This window comes from Streptococcus sp. 21.1, from assembly GCF_016648635.1.
GTDB lineage: Bacteria > Bacillota > Bacilli > Lactobacillales > Streptococcaceae > Streptococcus.
Genome location: NZ_JACLQL010000001.1, coordinates 1 through 16,684, shown reverse-complemented (window position 1 = coordinate 16,684; position 16,684 = coordinate 1). Strand labels below are relative to the sequence as shown.

The following is a 16,684-nucleotide window of genomic DNA, read 5'->3' as shown; positions in this document are numbered from 1 at the left end:
ATTTCATAGATGAGGGAGAAAAATAATTGAAGACATTTCAACTAACAGCTAAGAAAAAGATTACCCTGGCACTCCTAGTTGTCATTGCGCTTGCTTTGGTTATCTTTATCGTTAACGTGCAGATGAATCAGCCAGATAACCTACCTGCCAACTACATGGAGCGCCTTAAAAATCCTGGAATGACGGGCGATTACATCGGCCTCTGGAAGTCTCGCTGGCATGAAGAAAACAAAGCCTGGCTTTATCCTGCGAAACAATACGCTACCTATGCAGTAGTAGCTTTAGCTTGTCTATCAGCTTGGGTCACAGCTTCAAAAGCAAAATTTTGGAAATAAGAAAATGCTTCTCTCGAGATGAGAGAAGCGTTTTTCATATTAATTGATGTGAGTTTTATATTGACTGAACATCTCGTCGATATCATCTTCAACCAAGTGATAGATTTTCCAGTCAAATTCAGTTCTAGCAACATCATCAACCAAGACTGTATAACAAAAATCCATATAATCTTCATAAAAATCAGAGATGAAGGGGAGGAGTGTGTCACTAATATCAGATGAATAGAGTTTTTCATCAAGATGTTTAAAGAGATAGTCTGTACCCGTAATCGTTTCGTTTTTGAGTTTTTGTGCATCTTCAAGGTTAAATCCATCGCTTTGGGAATTCAGAAAATCATGTTTTGCTAGCCAAGCTACGAAGACACTGAGATGAAAGGCAGCTCTTTTGCTAATCTCTAGCATATCTGATTTGCTTAGTTTTTCTGACGGGATATTATTTTCTTCACAATAGAATACAAGTGCATGATCGAAAAAATAATCTGTGCGGTCTATGGGAAAGTCTAATTGACTTTCTTCTCTCTTTGTCTCAGGCTGTTCAACTACAGTTGATTTTTTCTTAAAAAGGGACTTCAATTTTTTAAACACGTTTATACCTCATATAAAAATATCCCATTATTCAAATAATGGGATATGATTATTATTTCATCGTTGGGAACAACAAGACATCACGGATGGTTGTTGTGTCAGTGAGGAGCATGCAGAGACGGTCGATACCGATTCCGAGTCCACCTGTTGGCGGCATACCGTATTCAAGGGCTTCAACGTAGTCGTAGTCGATACCTGTTGCTTCGTCATCACCGAGTTCTTTAGCAGCAGCTTGTGCTTCGAAACGTGACAATTGATCGATTGGGTCGTTCAATTCGGTGAAGGCATTTCCGTACTCTTTAGTCATGATGAAGAGTTCGAAACGGTCAGTGAAGCGTGGGTCTTCTGGGTTTTTCTTAGCCAATGGAGACACAGCAACTGGGTGACCGTAAACGAATGTTGGTTGAATCAATGTTTCTTCAACGAATTCTTCGAAGAAGGCGTTGATGATGTGACCAACTTCAGTGTAGTGTTTTTCAACTGGAACATTCTTTTCAGCAGCGATTGCTTTGGCTTCATCCAAAGTCATGTCTTGCCAGAAGTCAACGCCAGTGATTTCCTTGATAGCGTCAACCATGTGGATGCGTTTGAATGGTTCGTTGATCTTGATTTCAGTTCCTTGATAGTTGATAGGTCCGTCACCTTTAACAGCTTTAGCAGCGTGTTGGATGATGCCTTCAGTCAAGTTCATGATATCGTGGAAGTCAGCGTAAGCTTGGTAAACTTCGATAGATGTGAACTCAGGGTTGTGAGTGGCATCCATACCTTCGTTACGGAAGATACGTCCGATTTCGTAAACGCGTTCCATACCACCAACGATGAGGCGTTTGAGGTGGAGCTCAGTCGCAATACGAAGCACCATGTCGATGTTTTGTGCATTGTGGTGAGTGATGAAAGGTTTAGCAGCAGCACCACCAGCTTCATTGTGAAGGACAGGTGTTTCTACTTCAAGGAAACCTTGAGCATCGAGGTAGCGACGGATTTCAGAAATGATTTTTGAACGTGTGACAAAGCGGTCAAAGCTTTCACGGTTAGAAATCAAATCGAGGTAACGTTTACGGTAGATTGTTTCAACGTCTGAAAGTCCGTGGAATTTCTCAGGCAATGGACGAAGGGCTTTAGACAAGTGTGTGATATGAGTAGCTTTAATAGAAAGTTCTCCCATATCTGTACGCATAACTTCACCTTCGATACCGAGGAAGTCACCAAGGTCAGCTTTCTTGAAGATTTCGTAGTTTTCTTCACCGACAGCATCTTTACGCACGTAGATTTGGATTTGACCATCGCGGTCTTGGATGTGGGCGAAGCCAACTTTACCTTTACCACGTTTAGTCATCAAACGACCTGCGATAGTAGCAGTTTCGTTGATTTCGTGCAATTCTTCTTTTGTTTTGTCAGCGTATTTTTCTTTTAATTGACCAGATGTAGCTGTGCGTTCGAATCGCTTACCAAAAGGATCGATTCCTTGTTCAGCCAAGGCCGTCATTTTTTCACGACGGACAATCTGTTGATCGTTCAATTCTTCCATGTGTTGATTTGACATGTTAGTCCTCCATAAAATAGTCGTAATTATTGTATCATAAATCATCTTCTAAAGATAGGACAAATGATTAAATGTCAGATAAATAAAGCTAGGATTTGTCTATTTTTAGGACAAATCGCTAACTAGCATTAACCTTTGATTAGAAAGTTATAGAATTTATTGACAAATATAATAAAAAGGGTGTACAATAGCAAAGTAAGTTTCGTATGATATAAGGAGGAAATGCGATGAAAAAGAAAAATTATGTTAGTAAAGCCGTGATGCTTGGCGCTTTACTAGCACCCATTGGGATGCCTACGGTATCTGTGTTAGCAGATAGCTTTTATCAAAATCAAACAAGTGCTCACGCTGCTGATATTACAAACTGGATTGCCAGCACACCTGAACAAATTACAAATAATTTGACAACTCAGAACATCAATCCACAGCAGTTAGATGGCCAACAATACGTGATTCAATGGGGAGATACCTTGTGGGGAATCTCTCAAGCAACTGGAATTTCTATTGAAAAATTAGCCTACGATAACAATATTCAGAATATTGATCTTATCTTCGCAGGTGATGTCCTCATCTTGAAACGTGATGGTGATGTCCCAGCAGGTTACCATGTGACTGGTAACGGTTACCGTTGTGCACATTCTAAGATTGTTATCAACAACTACTACGGTGATAACAACCGAGTGATTATCAATAACAGCACATTTGTCTCTGATGACCATTCTAAGAATACAGTGATTTACGCTCCAGATAATTCTGACAATAGCGTTTCATTCTCAAACAACACGACTAACAATAACAACGATAAAGACAAAGATACTAAAGATTCTAAAGATGGCAAGGAATCATCTTCAACATCATCAGAATCTAAAGATGCTTCATCAAGCTCAACAAGTGGATCATCATCTTCTGCATCAAGCTCAACAGCAAGCAGTAGTGAAAGCAAAGCAAGTACAGAAAGTTCTAAGGAAAAAGAATTGACTGATGATGCTTTCCAAGATAAGGTTCAAAGTGAATTCGAACAAGTATATCAACAAAAACGCTCAGGTAGTCCTGCATGGACATTCTTCTCACATGAAGGTGATAAGAATGGTGCAAATGCTACAGCTAAGAAGGACACTGAAAGCAAAGCCCTTTACCTTGAAGGTGAAACGCCAAAAGCTAAAGATATTGTTGATGGACCTAAAGATGGTGCCAAAACGGAAGCTAATGCGAAAGCTCTCGCTGAAAAGATTTACGACACCCTTAGCAACGGAGGTAAGCTGTCAGATCTTATTAAGGCAAAATATGCTCAAATTCAGGTAAGTTATAAGGGTGATAAGTGGGCTTTCAACGTTGATGTTTACAAGGAAAAAGAAAGTTCATCATCAAGCACTGAGAAATCTTCAGAATCTAAGGCTTCATCAAGTGATGATTCTCAAACAGAAACACGCATGAGTTCAAGTTCATCAAGTGTTGAACGTTCATCATCAAGTTCTTCAAGCCACACTGAAACAGACTCAGAGGCAACTTTCTCTGACCTAACTGGTGACGAATAGAGAGGGGCAAGACATGTCAAAGAGAAATATCATTATTAGTGTTGTTCTTGCTTGTCTCTTGGTTACGGGAGCTGGATTTGGTGCTTTCTATTACTGGGGAACACACCATTTGGATAGTGTTGTACCTGGTAAGGTTTACCAATACTCAAGTACTCTAAACGGTGAGGTCAATAATCGTGTCATGTATGTAGCCTTCCAAGAAGGTGGGAACAAGGCACTTGTGAGTCAAGATCGTACGACAGTGGTTAATGCTGCTAAGAGTCAGACTGACTTTGACAAGGCCTATAATGACCAAACAGCTAAGTGGGAATACAGTGTGACAAAGACAACATTGACTCTTGGTAAAAAAGAGGATGATCAACTGTCACAATGGCAGTACAACAAGGTCTTTGCTTATGGTGACCACTTCACATCAAAAGATTTCTATTACCAGATTGCCAAGGGTGGTCAGGGTGAAGTCAAACAAAAAATGACCTTCAAAGAAATTAAATAAGTGTCTGAATATGACAAGATTCATTAGGTTTGGGACAAAATGTTCCAAACCCTTTTCTATCTTCAAAACACAAATAATCTTTTCTTAAGTGGGGTCAAAAATTGAAAAGAAAGGGCAAAAACGGTATAATAAGACTGTTTGGGCAATTGCATTCAGATAAAAAACAGACGAGTAAGATTGCCACAAGACAGTTGACTTAAAGCTTACTTTTGCAAGACTTAGTATTTCACTAGGAGTGTCTGATGTTTCAGTTTAGTTGTTAGACCCCTTAATTTACCTAAGTCTCTGACAAGAGAATGATATAAGAAAGAACGGACAGATGATTACCTCTATTGTTTTTGACGTTGACGATACTATTTATGACCAACAGGCACCTTATCGTATTGCCATGGAAAAATGTTTCCCTGACTTTGATATGAGTCACATGAATCAAGCCTACATTCGTTTCCGCCACTATTCTGATGTTGGTTTTCCACGTGTAATGGCAGGTGAGTGGACAACCGAGTATTTCCGTTTTTGGCGCTGTAAAGAGACCCTTTTGGAGTTTGGCTACCGTGAAATTGATGAAGAAACGGGCAACCATTTCCAAGAGGTTTACGAGCATGAGTTGGAAAACATCACCATGCTTGATGAGATGCGCATGACCCTTGATTTCCTCAAGGAAAAAAATGTGCCTATGGGGATTATTACCAATGGACCAACAGAACACCAACTTAAAAAGGTTAAGAAGTTGGGACTTTATGATTACGTTGATCCTAAGCGTGTCATCGTCAGTCAGGCGACAGGTTTCCAAAAGCCTGAGAAGGAAATCTTCAATCTCGCAGCTGAACAATTTGACATGAATCCATCGACGACGCTCTATGTTGGAGATTCTTATGACAATGATGTCATGGGTGCCTTCAATGGTGGCTGGCATTCTATGTGGTTTAACCACCGTGGACGTAGCCTCAAACCAGGTACTAAGCCAGTCTTCGACTTGGAAATCGACAATTTTGAGCAACTCTTTGGAGCGGTAAAAGTCCTTTTCGATCTTCCAAATAACAAATATATCTTTGATATCAATGATAATGAAAATCCAGTCCTTCAACTAGGTATCAATAATGGTCTTATGATGGCGGCTGAACGTCTTCTTGAGAGCAATATGAGTATTGATAAAGTGGTTATCCTTCTTCGTTTGAATGCGAACCAGGAAAAAATCCTTCGTATGAAATATGGAAGATAATAGAGCGGCCTCGTATGGCCGTTTTATTGTCTAGAACGTGAGATAAGGAGTTTGAAAATGGTAGAAATCAACAACTTAAAACATGATATTGAAGCACTAAGTGCTGAACGTGATGCTTTGAGAAAAGAGGTAGAAGCTCTCGAAGCCAAACGTGACGATCTCTTCGAAGGTATTAGAGATGCAGAGCAGATGAAGGGCGTTGCTTGGGATTCCTATTATGCATTAGTAGACCACCTTAATGCTGAAGAAAAGCAAAGAGGGTTTGCTAACAACTATTGGGAACATGTACACAGAACGGTCCAAATAGAAATGGAATTTGTTTTGAGTCGTGGTCTTCGTTTTAAGCGTTTATTGTCTGAAGGACAGTATGATTTTGTCTCACAGGAACTAGACGATTTTGAAAATGAACTAGAGGACTTGGCTCGAGACTTTGGTGTCGAATTAAATCGTTTGCCAGATGAACCGAAGTGGAAATAATGGAAGTGAAGCTCTTAAAGCAATCGATTTAAGAGCTTTTTGAGTGCTAAAAAGCGACCCTTGTTAAGGATCGCTTGTCTTATGAAGTCAGTCGCTGATTTAGCTGATCTTGTTTTGTTCATCCATATAGGACGTATCATTCCAACATTTAAGAGTGAAGTGCTCAAAATCATTGGTTTCGAGAATAGTGACAGAAGCATTGTCAAGACCGCCTGCCTTACGAAGAAGACCAGGTTCAAAACCAAGGAGGGTACGGATAGAAGCCGTTAAGTTAGCTCCGTGACCTACGATGAGGACATTTTTAGCATCACTATCTTTAAGTGTTTTAATAAATTCGGCCACACGTTTGGTTGTCTGGTAGACAGACTCAGCTTGGAAGTCATTAGCACGGAAGTTGGCTAGGTTATGACGGAAAGCATCCATTTCTTTTGGATAGATGGCCTGAACGAGTGCAATTTTTTGCCCTTCCAGTTTACCAAGTTGCCATTCACGCAGAGCTTTAGTGTAGGTAACTTTAGCTTTAGGCTTTTGAGACTCCATGATGAGTTCAGTGGTTTTTTTAGCACGTGGTAGGTCACTTGAGAAGATTAAGTCAAAATGTGTGTCACTGAGATAGTGACCTAACTCTCGTACTTGTTCGATAGATTCTTTAAGCAAAGGCGAGTCTCCCTTGGCGCCTTGAAGTCGGCCTTCCAAGTTCCACTCAGTTTTACCGTGACGTACAAAATACAGTTTCATGATTACTCCTTAATATCAGCAAATTCAGCATTAACAAAATCAGCAAGATCTTGACTATTGATACGGATAGACCGCCCAATTTCCCCCGCTGAGACAATAAGGAAGCCAGCTTCTTGGGCAGATTGATCGATATAAATAGGGAAATTGTGCTTTTGGCGAATTCCCACTGGGTTGTTAGCTCCGTGAACATAGCCAGTTGTTTTTTGGAGATCCTTTTGTGGAATCATTTGAACTTTCTTGTTCCCTGAAATTTTAGCTAATTTCTTTTCAGACAGGTGTTCGGTGATAGGGACGATGCCGATGACTGGTCCTGTCTTATCTCCCTTAAGGGCGAGGGTTTTATAAATGCTCTCACGCGCCACATCTTCTGGAAGCTCCCCTTCTAAACCATTGAAGGATAAGCTATCATGGTCAATATTAGCTTTATCAAGAATTTGGTCAACCAAGGTCTTCTTGACTTTGCCTTTCTTAGCCATTGTCATATCTCCTTTTAAAGTTATACATTTCTACCATCCATTATAACACATTCATCCGAGCACGCCTAAGCCAATTTGACAAGAAGAAAACCAGTGCCTTAGACACTGGTTTTTACTGACTACTAGATGAACTTGTCGAAGTAGTCTTCTTATTTTTAGTTGGTTTTTGCTTAATCTTACCAAAGAGTTTTTCAAAGGTTTTACGTTTGTTTTTCTCAGGATTGATTTGGTTAAGATCTAGGATATTATCGAAACCAGGCAGGCTTCCTTGTGACGTATACTGGTGAAGGTCATAGTCGATTTCAGTATTTGGTAGAGCCTCATAATAACCAGAATCGGTACCGTAGGCTGGAATCCAAACAGCATCAAAGTTTTTAGTTGAAACTTCTTGCTCAAGCATGAAATAAGCACCAATATAGAGACCAACGTTTTCAGCTCCTAGACGTTTGAGCTCAGCGAGAAAGGCTTGGACACCTTGCTCCATGTTGGACATGGTTTCTTCTTCAACGTCGATCCAGTAATAAGTAGGTTTGTATGGAGAAGCATTTTTGTAGAAAATACGAGCTTCTTCCTTCATCTCTTTAACAGAAGTACCTTGAGCGTAGGAATAGACGGCAACTGGAACGTCACGTTTTTTGAGTTCTTTGATATGTGTTTTAAAAGATTTGTCGACCCCATTCGAACTAGCGGCATTGCTATCCTTACTAATCTGTGATCCACCGAAGACGCGGATAATAGCACCAGAAATATGATTTGACAAGACATCGTAATCGATATCCTGAGGTAGTTGCCACCCCGAAAGATCGATAATGGGATTGAGTATCAGCTCCTCGTCGGAACTGCTAGATGTACTACTGGTTGTTGTTTTTGGTGTAGTAGCATAAGGAAGAGCAGATTTCACGTTTTGGAGATGCGCCTGCTGTTTGGACGTATTGTGAATATTTGCAATAACTAATGCTAATCCTAAAAGAGCTAGAACCACGTAAACAACGATCGGTTTTATTCTTTTTCTCATTACTCCCATTCTACCTTAAATAGCACAAAAATGCAAAATAGAGTGTTTATAAATTCTGTGAGAGATATTAAAGTGACTGATTTCCAAAAAGCCTTTGTAGTGCTGACTTAGGCACATTTTATGAATAAGGGTGTTTTGAGCTAGTCTTGAATTAAGTGAATTTTTCATTTATTAAAGCAAAAAATTTAGCTTAAAAGTCAGTTTCCTCCTTGAAACTAGCGCCACTAGTGGCATCAGACCAGGCGACAAGAGCTTGAGCAGAGTTATCCAGATAGGTCTTGAGAGGTTGCTTCAAATCATAAATGGTTTCCCAAAATCCTAGTACCTTTCCTTCGTTGTCGATAGCAGCTTGGTAGGTCTGGATGAGGACTTGATCAAAACTGTCTGTTGGAATCTGATAACTTCTTTCTTTGGTAGGAGAGGCTAGCACTTCAGACATGATCCAATCAGGCAGATTTTCAGACTCACGGGGGAAGAAACTACCGTCAGCGCCACCATTGTCATAGAGAAAGTTTCCTTGGGCATCATAGGCTGCTAATTTATAGGGCAGGTAATCCAGTAGTGTTTTTAAATCATTCATACTTTCATCATAGCTTCTTTCATGCAAAATGGCAATGCATTGGATTGGAGACTATACTATCGTAGGATAGTATCAGTTTGTCCAAGGATAGTAGTATCTCTTGTCGCATTATCAGGGTATAATAAAGTAAAAGAAGACTCGAGGTGAAAACATGTCAAAACTTATTTTTCTAGATGTTGATGGGACCTTGGTGGATTATCATAACCGCATTCCAGAGTCAGCAATCAAGGCTATTCGTCAGGTCCGTGAAAAGGGCCATCTGGTCTATGTTTGTACTGGTCGTAGTAAGGCAGAAATGCAACCAGAATTATGGGAAATTGGCTTGGATGGGATGATTGGTGGTAATGGCTCTTATGTAGAGCATCATGGTCAAGTCCTCATGCATCAGCTGATTTCTAAGGAAGATGCGGCTAAGATTGTGGATTGGTTGACCCAACGTCATCTAGCTTTTTATCTTGAGAGCAATAATGGTCTCTTTGCCAGTCCTGATTTTCGGGAGCGGGCACGTGAGACACTTAAGACTTACGCTATTCAAAAGGGGCAGTCAGAAGAGTCTGTCGCTGGTAAGGAACCAGAAGATTTTCTTCATGGTCTTCAGTATGGTGGGGAACTCTACCGTGATGACCTAAACAAGGTCAGTTTCGTTTTAGAATCCTATCAGGACCATCTAGATTCAAAAGAAGCTTTTCCACAGCTTGAAGCCCATACTTGGGGAGGTCGAGGTGAAACAGCCTTGTTTGGTGATCTAGGTGTTAAGGATATTAACAAGGCCCATGCCATCGATGTCCTTTTGGAGCATTTGGGGGCTGAGCGTTCGGAGACCATTGCTTTTGGCGATGCCAAGATTGATATCCCTATGTTGGAATACTGTGAGGTCGGGGTTGCCATGGGAAATGGTGGGCCGGAAATCTTAGCTATGGCAGACCTAATCACAGACGATGTCGAAGCTGATGGCCTCTACAAGGCTTTTGAGAAATTGGGTTTATTGCAATAGAAAAAACTGAGTTCCGTTTGGGAGCTCAGTTTGTGTTTTATGCTGGTTTACGACCGATAAATTTTTTCAAGAGGTACAAGAGATAGCCGACAGCGATATACCCGGCACTGATGACTAGGACATTTACCAAGACCTTGTTCCAACCAAATTTATTGACATTGATAAAGAAGTAGGCGAAGGGGCTATCTTTGGCACCTGGGATTGGGAGTTTTAGAGCCAAGCCATTTAGAAGGGCGAAGGCAAAGTAAGACAGAGGGACCACTGACCAGTAAATTGGCTCACGGAGACGGTAGGCTTTCTTAGCATCGAAAATGAGGGTATCAAGCACCAATCCCCAAGGGACAATATAGTGAACCAAGAAATTGCGGAGGGTCCAGAATTTCTCAGGTTCTGTAATAGGAGCCAAGAGGATGTGATAGATGACTCCAGTGATGAGGATGGCCATGGTTACGCCACCCTTGAAACGCAAGAGTTTTGTGTTAGTCGTCGCATCCCCTTTTTTAAAGTCATAGATGATAAAGAAAATCAAACTAGAAAAGACGAGGATATTGGATAAAACGGTGTAGTAGAGCAACATGCCCCAACCATCATCATGGATTTGGATAGAGACTCCTACCAGTCCACAAAGAGCTAGTAAAATACGGTAAAATCGTGAAATAGTCATAAGCTTCCTTTTCCTAATAAATAATCTCTCTTATCATATCACATTTTTCACTAACAATTTTTTGAAAATTCTAGTAAAATCAAAGTAAGAAAGACTTCAAGGAGATTACTATGTCCAATCTAATCGATTATCTTGAAAAGGTAAAGGAACTTACCTTTGATCAAGAGCCTCTCAATATCTTGGATAAGGTTTGTATCAATGAAATTGGCTACCTGACTTATGAGAAATGCCTCACAGCAAGTGATTTACAGAAAACCATCAATTTACATGACTATGCCGAGGGTAAAGAGCTAAATCCTGAGTATACCTTCATGGTGACTAAGGAACGGGTAGATTTGGCTGAAGCCATGGTCAGGTCGAAGCGTTTCGCTGGACTTAATCTAAGTGACTACTGTAGTGTCTTGGACAAGGAAGTCGAAAAGCAGTTTGCAGCCATGATTTTTAGCCTGCCTGAACTGGACTACCAGCAGATTGTTTTTCGTGGGACAGATGATAGCGTCATTGGCTGGAAGGAGGATTTTCAGCTGACCTACAGTAGGGAAATTCCAGCCCATCGATCAGCTCTTGCCTTTTTGTCTGAGCACTTGCCAAAACTCAGTGGCCATATCGCTGTTTCTGGACATTCCAAGGGTGGTAATCTTGCCCTCTATTCGGCTGTTCAAAGCTCGACTGCTCTACGTGAGCAAATAGCAGAGCTTTTGCTCCTAGATTCACCAGGCTTGATGAAGTCCCTCTTAGAGAAGCCTTCTTACCAAGAGTTAAAAGCCAGGATGACAGTTATTAGACCTCAAGATTCTGTTGTGGGGGTTATGCTCTATTGGGATAGGCCCGCCCAGCTAGTCGCAGCAGAAGGCATTGGATTTGCTCAACATAACGCCTTGACTTGGGAGGTTGATTTAGTGGCAAATGATTTTGTTTATGAGGACCAGCCAACAGAGTTGAGTCAACGTTTGGAAGAAACCTTCCAAGAGTGGATTGAGACCTTGCCCAATCAAGAACTCAAGCAAGTTTGCGATTTGGTTTTTGATACCATCCTTGATTCAGGAATTGAGAGTCTAGACGATATTAGTATCAAAACTCTCCCTAAGTTAGGTCAGTTGTTGCAAGAATTTGGCAATCTTACTGACCAACAAAAGAAGGTCTTGCAAGACGGTTTCAACCAGTTACTCTGGATATTTTGGAAGTCAGGAAATAAAAAATCTACCCTGCCCAAGCTTGAACTTCCTGACTTTATCAAGAAGTTGGGTGAATTGACAAATAACGATTAGGGGCAGCTGGACTATAGGAGTGGAGGATATCATGCCTAAAAACGTACTTATTACAGGAGCAACATCAGGAATTGGCGAAGCAACGGCGCGTGCCTTTGCTAAAGAGGGAGAAAATCTCATCCTAACAGGTCGCCGTGTGGAGCGTCTTCAAGCCTTGAAAGAAGAGCTCCAAGCAACCTATCCCAATCAAAAAGTTTGGACCTTTGCACTAGATGTTACCGATATGGACATGGTCAAGGATGTTTGCCAAGCCATTCTCAAAAGTGTGGGGCAAGTCCATGTTTTAGTCAATAATGCAGGCTTGGCACTAGGTCTAACAGCCTATCAAGACTATGAGGAGTGGGATCTGCTGACCATGCTCGACACCAATGTCAAGGGCTTGATGATGGTGACACGTCAGATTTTGCCAAGCATGGTAGCTGCCAATGAGGGCCATATCATCAATATGGGCTCTACGGCGGGTATCTATGCCTATGCAGGTGCAGCTGTGTATTCAGCTACAAAAGCCGCAGTGAAAACTTTCAGCGATGGTTTGCGTATTGATACCATTGCCACAGATATCAAGGTGACAACCATTCAGCCCGGTATCGTTGAGACCGACTTTTCACAAGTTCGCTTTCACGGGGACAAGGACAAGGCAGCCAAGGTCTATCAAGGTTTGGAAGCCCTCCAAGCCCAAGATATTGCGGATGCTGTCCTCTATGTCACCAAGCAACCACGACGCGTCCAGGTTTCAGACATGACCATTATGGCTAACCAACAAGCCACAGGGTTTACCATTCATAGGGGGGAATAAATAGAAGATAAAAACATGGCACCAAGCTGTGTTTTTTTGTTCGAATTTTCCCAAAACTATGAAAGAACCCGTGAAAATGCTATAATGTAAGGGATTACGACAATGTTGAAAGGATAAGTCATGCCAGCAGTTACTCCAGAACTTGAGATAGAACGTCAATTAATCGAGCAATTAACCTCTGGTGAGAGCCAGTGGACCTATCGCCCAGACTTAAAAAATGAAGGTCAATTATGGGACAACTTTTTTGAAAAGTTAGCGCAAAATAACGTTGCCCTACTTGCTGACCATCCCTTGACCGAGCGGGAGAAGCGCCAAATTAAGAACCAGCTTAACTTCATTAACTATTATGAAGCTGCTAAGTGGTTGGCGGGTGAAAATGGTATTGCTAAAGTCGAGGTACAGCGTGAAGATGCTAGCCTTGGGACTATCCGACTTTCTGTCATCTGGCGTGATAATATCGCTGCTGGAAAATCCAGTTACGAAGTGGTCAATCAGGTGGAACGTGACAAGGCCTACCCACAAGATCAGGACCGTCGTTTAGATACGACGCTGATGATTAATGGACTTCCTCTTATCCACATTGAGCTCAAGAGTCCTCGTGTGGCCTTTTTGGATGCCTTTCATCAAATCAAAAAGTATGACCGTGAAGGAAAGTTACGTGGCATCTATTCTGCCCTTCAGATGTTTGTTGTGACTAATAAGGTTGATACACGTTATATCGCAGCTGCACGAGAAGATAAGCTCAATAAACAATTTTTGACATCTTGGGTGGATAAAGATAATAAACCCATGACCAGTCTCATGGACTTTGCCCATGAGGTCCTATCTATTCCACGTGCCCATCAGATGGTGATGCAGTATTCCGTCATTGATGATAGTAAAAAAGCTCTCATCCTCTTACGTCCTTATCAAATCCATGCCATCGAGTCTGTTCAAGATGCCTCTCGCCGTCAGGAATCAGGCTATATCTGGCATACCACAGGTTCTGGTAAGACCCTAACCTCCTACAAGGTGGCTCGCAACCTCTTGCAGATTCCAGCCATTCAAAAGACAATCTTCGTCGTGGACCGTAGGGACCTTGACCAGCAGACGACGTCTTCCTTCCTTTCCTACGCCGCTAATGATGTCATAGATATTGATGAAACGGACAATACCCATGATTTGGTTAAGCGTTTGGCTGGAAATGATAAGCGTGTGATTGTGACGACTATCCAGAAAATCACTACCATGATGCGCAAGTTCCAAGAAGGTAAATACCAAAAGGATTCGGAGAAAATCAAGGACCTCCGTGTGGCTTTTGTTGTGGATGAATGTCACCGTGCGGTCACGCCTCAGACCCAAAAAGACATCAAGGGCTTTTTCCACAATTCGCTCTGGTATGGCTTTACAGGAACACCGATTTTCAAGGAAAATAAACGTAAGCAATTAGGTGATTTGGCACAAACCACCCACCAACAATATGGTGAACGCCTCCATGAGTATACGGTCAAAGAAGCCATTCATGACGGGGCAGTCCTTGGCTTTAAGGTTGACTATCGTAATACCATTATTTCGCCGATTCCTGAAGAAGACCTTCCTGACTCTGTCTATGAAGATAAAGAGCACATGCTAGAAGTCTTGGATGCTATCCTAAACAAAAGTTATCAACAGTTGGGCTTTCCAAATGGTGTAGGCAAGACCTACGAGGCTATCTTAACCGTTAAGTCCATTCCACAGGCACAGGCCTATTACAATCTGCTCAAGAGTATCAAGGCAGGACAGGAACGTGTCAAGGTGTCAGAGCGGGTTAAGCGCGTGTTACCTGATTTTCCAAAGGTGACAGTCACTTACTCTGTGTCGGAAAATGAAGAAGAATCTATCGGCTACCAAGAGCACATGAAGCAGGTCATGGACGACTACAATCAAGAGTATGGGACCCATTTTACTATGGCTGATTTGCGTGGCTTTAACACGGATATCAATAATCGTTTAGCCAGAAAGTTAGACAAATACATTCCTCGTAATGAGCAGTTGGATTTGGTCATCGTCGTTGACCGTCTGTTGACCGGTTTTGATGCCCCATGTTTATCCACTCTCTTCATCGACCGTAAGCCCATGCGTCCACAGGATTTGATTCAAGCCTTTAGTCGCACCAACCGTATCTTTGACAGTAAAAAGCGTTATGGCCATATCATCACCTTCCAAAGGCCAGAGGCCTTTAAAGAGGCTGTGGATAACGCCCTTAGACTCTACTCAAACGGTGGTGAAAATGATGTCACTGCCCCAGCCTGGGATGAGGAAAAAGCAAACTTTATCCAAGCCTGGATCGACTTCCAAGTAAAAGTGGAAGATGTGGAAAACTATGTCATCACGATTGAGCAGGCCACTAGCCCACAACTCCGTCGTATTGCCAAGGCTTACCAAACCTTTGACAAGTATCTGGCATCTATCCGTGTCTATAGCGAATACGATGAAGCGGCTATCTATGCGGAGACAGGACTATCAGATGAAAAGCTCGAAACCTATCTAGGAATCTATCAAAATATCCTAGCAGAGCTCAAAAGCCGAGCTGAAGACGATGGTGATGATAATCTCTTTGATATCCACTACGAACTGGAATCAGTCCAAGTCGACGAGATTAACTATGCTTACATCCTGACCTTGATTCAAAGTATGATTCAGCAGGAAGAGGATAGTCCACAGGCCCTCAGTGACAAAGATATCGAAACTGTTGATAACTATATCCAGAGTCTGGAACGCACCAATCCTAAACTAGCCGAAATCATCCGAAACCTGTGGAAAGAAGTCCAAGCCAATCCTAAAGATTACCAAGGACAATCTATCACTGGCGTCTTGGGCAGCATGATTGAAGCCATCATCGATGACCATCTCAAACGCTTTGCCAGAGAATGGTATGTCGGACTCGATGAACTTCGTTACTACGTCCAACACTATCGTAAGGGTGCTAAGAAGCAATCTGGAGAAAGCCAGCTTACTAAGAGCCAACGCTACAAAGACTACAAAGCAGAAACAGCTGATGCCCTCAACCCGCTCAGCTACAAAAAACACATCAAAGAAGCCTACACCAAACTCATTGAAGAGGTTATTGAACCATTGAGAGTGGGGAGGTAGAGGAGGAAAGATGATTTCTGGAATAAATGAGCGATTTGTTAATAAGAATATTCAAATTTTAGAAGTTCTTTCTTTTACCAAGGAATTAAAAGAAAGAATCGAGAGTGAATTTAGAGTAATCTGTCACGGAGAATATGCTCTCGAATCAAAAAGTGTACATTTCTCAACTGAGGAATCATTAGAAGAATTTCTAAACTATAGATTACCTAATGGTCAAAATCAAAAAATAGGAGCTATTGGTGAGTTTCTTTTAAATCTTTTAATCAGAGAATATACTGATTTAGAAATTATTTCTCCTTTTTTTAACATGGAAGAAAGAAATGTGAAGAAGGGATTTGATATTATTGCACATGATACTGATGAAGTTGTATGGATAATTGAATCCAAAGCAGGGGTTCCCAGTGTTCAACAGGATGCTACTAAAAAAATTCGCGAACGTCTGAATGCTGCTCAACGAGATCTGAATAGTCGATTAAATATGAAAAACTCACAATTATGGTTAAATGCAATTAGATCTGTTCGTTCTTCCGTAAAAAAAAGTGATGAAAAACAAATTGTTATAGATTTGCTTGAAAAATCAAGTAATACTCATGAAAGCAAAGACAAGAATGTGGTTTTTGCGGGTATAGTTTTTTCATCTTTGAAAATTTCGCAGATTTCCAGTAGTGATGTTGAAGATATTTACAATAAGTTTCTAGGAAAAAAAGTCTATAGCCAAATAAAAATAATTGCAATTCAGAAAGAAACGTATAAAAAAATAATAATATATTTAAGTAGATTGATGTTTTTAAAGAGGATAACTAATGGAAGAAGAAAAGCGGTCTCAAAAGGTAAATTTACTTACTTTAAAAA

17 protein-coding genes are annotated in these 16,684 nt (G+C 41.2%); 10 read left to right on the top strand and 7 right to left on the bottom strand.

The window, feature by feature from the left end:
- Positions 1 to 26 precede the first annotated feature (26 nt).
- Positions 27 to 335 (top strand): hypothetical protein, encoded by a 309-nt coding sequence (locus H7U01_RS00085; RefSeq protein WP_183139564.1) that lies wholly within the window; start codon positions 27 to 29, stop codon positions 333 to 335.
- Positions 336 to 374: 39 nt separating this feature from the next.
- On the opposite strand, the gene H7U01_RS00080 is transcribed toward H7U01_RS00085, so the two are convergent.
- Both H7U01_RS00080 and lysS read right to left on the bottom strand, forming a co-directional pair.
- Positions 375 to 920, bottom strand: coding sequence for a hypothetical protein (locus tag H7U01_RS00080; protein WP_175061731.1), 546 nt, complete (start codon positions 918 to 920; stop codon positions 375 to 377).
- A gap of 52 nt (positions 921 to 972) precedes the next feature.
- Positions 973 to 2,463 (bottom strand): lysine--tRNA ligase, encoded by a 1,491-nt coding sequence (lysS, locus tag H7U01_RS00075; RefSeq protein WP_070476419.1) that lies wholly within the window; start codon positions 2,461 to 2,463, stop codon positions 973 to 975.
- A gap of 227 nt (positions 2,464 to 2,690) precedes the next feature.
- On the opposite strand from lysS, the gene H7U01_RS00070 reads away from it, so the two are divergent.
- The 4 genes from H7U01_RS00070 (at position 2,691) to H7U01_RS00055 (ending at position 6,190) form a co-directional block, all read left to right on the top strand.
- A complete protein-coding gene (locus tag H7U01_RS00070; protein ID WP_070476417.1) occupies positions 2,691 to 3,998 on the top strand; it encodes a LysM peptidoglycan-binding domain-containing protein in 1,308 nt (435 codons plus the stop codon).
- Positions 3,999 to 4,011: 13 nt separating this feature from the next.
- The gene (locus H7U01_RS00065) at positions 4,012 to 4,491 is read left to right on the top strand and encodes a hypothetical protein (protein WP_002885961.1); all 480 of its coding nucleotides are present in this window, start codon (positions 4,012 to 4,014) and stop codon (positions 4,489 to 4,491) included.
- A 319-nt stretch (positions 4,492 to 4,810) separates the two neighbouring features.
- Positions 4,811 to 5,713, top strand: a complete 903-nt coding sequence (locus H7U01_RS00060; RefSeq protein ID WP_037600396.1) for an HAD family hydrolase — start codon at positions 4,811 to 4,813, stop codon at positions 5,711 to 5,713.
- Positions 5,714 to 5,770: 57 nt separating this feature from the next.
- Positions 5,771 to 6,190 carry a hypothetical protein gene (locus tag H7U01_RS00055; protein ID WP_201040794.1) on the top strand — a complete coding sequence of 140 codons (420 nt, stop codon included), beginning with the start codon at positions 5,771 to 5,773 and terminating at the stop codon, positions 6,188 to 6,190.
- Between the two features lie 99 nt (positions 6,191 to 6,289).
- Here the strand turns inward: H7U01_RS00055 and H7U01_RS00050 are convergent, their stop codons facing one another.
- The 4 genes from H7U01_RS00050 to H7U01_RS00035 form a co-directional block, all read right to left on the bottom strand.
- Positions 6,290 to 6,928 carry a histidine phosphatase family protein gene (locus tag H7U01_RS00050; protein WP_049545946.1) on the bottom strand — a complete coding sequence of 213 codons (639 nt, stop codon included), beginning with the start codon at positions 6,926 to 6,928 and terminating at the stop codon, positions 6,290 to 6,292.
- Positions 6,929 to 6,930: 2 nt separating this feature from the next.
- Positions 6,931 to 7,404, bottom strand: a complete 474-nt coding sequence (locus H7U01_RS00045; protein WP_022495771.1) for an aminoacyl-tRNA deacylase — start codon at positions 7,402 to 7,404, stop codon at positions 6,931 to 6,933.
- 112 nt (positions 7,405 to 7,516) lie between these two features.
- Positions 7,517 to 8,419: a glycoside hydrolase family 25 protein gene (locus H7U01_RS00040; protein WP_037597645.1), complete on the bottom strand. Its 903-nt coding sequence runs from the start codon at positions 8,417 to 8,419 to the stop codon at positions 7,517 to 7,519.
- A 190-nt stretch (positions 8,420 to 8,609) separates the two neighbouring features.
- Positions 8,610 to 8,999, bottom strand: a complete 390-nt coding sequence (locus H7U01_RS00035; protein WP_201040791.1) for a sodium transporter — start codon at positions 8,997 to 8,999, stop codon at positions 8,610 to 8,612.
- A gap of 151 nt (positions 9,000 to 9,150) precedes the next feature.
- On the opposite strand from H7U01_RS00035, the gene H7U01_RS00030 reads away from it, so the two are divergent.
- Entirely contained in the window at positions 9,151 to 9,993 is an 843-nt protein-coding gene (locus H7U01_RS00030) for an HAD family hydrolase (protein WP_201040788.1), read from the top strand.
- 37 nt (positions 9,994 to 10,030) lie between these two features.
- Here H7U01_RS00030 and H7U01_RS00025 read toward each other — a convergent pair whose 3' ends face one another.
- Entirely contained in the window at positions 10,031 to 10,657 is a 627-nt protein-coding gene (locus tag H7U01_RS00025) for a Pr6Pr family membrane protein (RefSeq protein ID WP_201040785.1), read from the bottom strand.
- A gap of 110 nt (positions 10,658 to 10,767) precedes the next feature.
- On the opposite strand from H7U01_RS00025, the gene H7U01_RS00020 reads away from it, so the two are divergent.
- From H7U01_RS00020 to H7U01_RS00005, 4 genes are all read left to right on the top strand, one after another.
- On the top strand, positions 10,768 to 11,925 hold the full coding sequence (locus H7U01_RS00020) for an Mbeg1-like protein (protein WP_201040782.1): 1,158 nt from the start codon (positions 10,768 to 10,770) through the stop codon (positions 11,923 to 11,925).
- Between the two features lie 31 nt (positions 11,926 to 11,956).
- Positions 11,957 to 12,721 (top strand): SDR family NAD(P)-dependent oxidoreductase, encoded by a 765-nt coding sequence (locus tag H7U01_RS00015; RefSeq protein WP_037597646.1) that lies wholly within the window; start codon positions 11,957 to 11,959, stop codon positions 12,719 to 12,721.
- Positions 12,722 to 12,841: 120 nt separating this feature from the next.
- Positions 12,842 to 15,832, top strand: coding sequence for a type I restriction endonuclease subunit R (locus H7U01_RS00010; RefSeq protein ID WP_201040780.1), 2,991 nt, complete (start codon positions 12,842 to 12,844; stop codon positions 15,830 to 15,832).
- Positions 15,833 to 15,842: 10 nt separating this feature from the next.
- A partial coding sequence (locus H7U01_RS00005; protein WP_201040777.1) for a Hachiman antiphage defense system protein HamA occupies positions 15,843 to 16,684 on the top strand: 842 nt, incomplete at its 3' end.

Coding starts and splice junctions, on each gene's coding strand:
- H7U01_RS00035 (WP_201040791.1), bottom strand. CDS start 8,999: ATGAATGATTTAAAAACACTACTGGATTACCTGCCCTATAAATTAGCA.
- H7U01_RS00010 (WP_201040780.1), top strand. CDS start 12,842: ATGCCAGCAGTTACTCCAGAACTTGAGATAGAACGTCAATTAATCGAG.
- H7U01_RS00025 (WP_201040785.1), bottom strand. CDS start 10,657: ATGACTATTTCACGATTTTACCGTATTTTACTAGCTCTTTGTGGACTG.
- H7U01_RS00070 (WP_070476417.1), top strand. CDS start 2,691: ATGAAAAAGAAAAATTATGTTAGTAAAGCCGTGATGCTTGGCGCTTTA.
- lysS (WP_070476419.1), bottom strand. CDS start 2,463: ATGTCAAATCAACACATGGAAGAATTGAACGATCAACAGATTGTCCGT.
- H7U01_RS00060 (WP_037600396.1), top strand. CDS start 4,811: ATGATTACCTCTATTGTTTTTGACGTTGACGATACTATTTATGACCAA.
- H7U01_RS00050 (WP_049545946.1), bottom strand. CDS start 6,928: ATGAAACTGTATTTTGTACGTCACGGTAAAACTGAGTGGAACTTGGAA.
- H7U01_RS00065 (WP_002885961.1), top strand. CDS start 4,012: ATGTCAAAGAGAAATATCATTATTAGTGTTGTTCTTGCTTGTCTCTTG.
- H7U01_RS00030 (WP_201040788.1), top strand. CDS start 9,151: ATGTCAAAACTTATTTTTCTAGATGTTGATGGGACCTTGGTGGATTAT.
- H7U01_RS00040 (WP_037597645.1), bottom strand. CDS start 8,419: ATGAGAAAAAGAATAAAACCGATCGTTGTTTACGTGGTTCTAGCTCTT.
- H7U01_RS00055 (WP_201040794.1), top strand. CDS start 5,771: ATGGTAGAAATCAACAACTTAAAACATGATATTGAAGCACTAAGTGCT.
- H7U01_RS00015 (WP_037597646.1), top strand. CDS start 11,957: ATGCCTAAAAACGTACTTATTACAGGAGCAACATCAGGAATTGGCGAA.
- H7U01_RS00020 (WP_201040782.1), top strand. CDS start 10,768: ATGTCCAATCTAATCGATTATCTTGAAAAGGTAAAGGAACTTACCTTT.
- H7U01_RS00045 (WP_022495771.1), bottom strand. CDS start 7,404: ATGGCTAAGAAAGGCAAAGTCAAGAAGACCTTGGTTGACCAAATTCTT.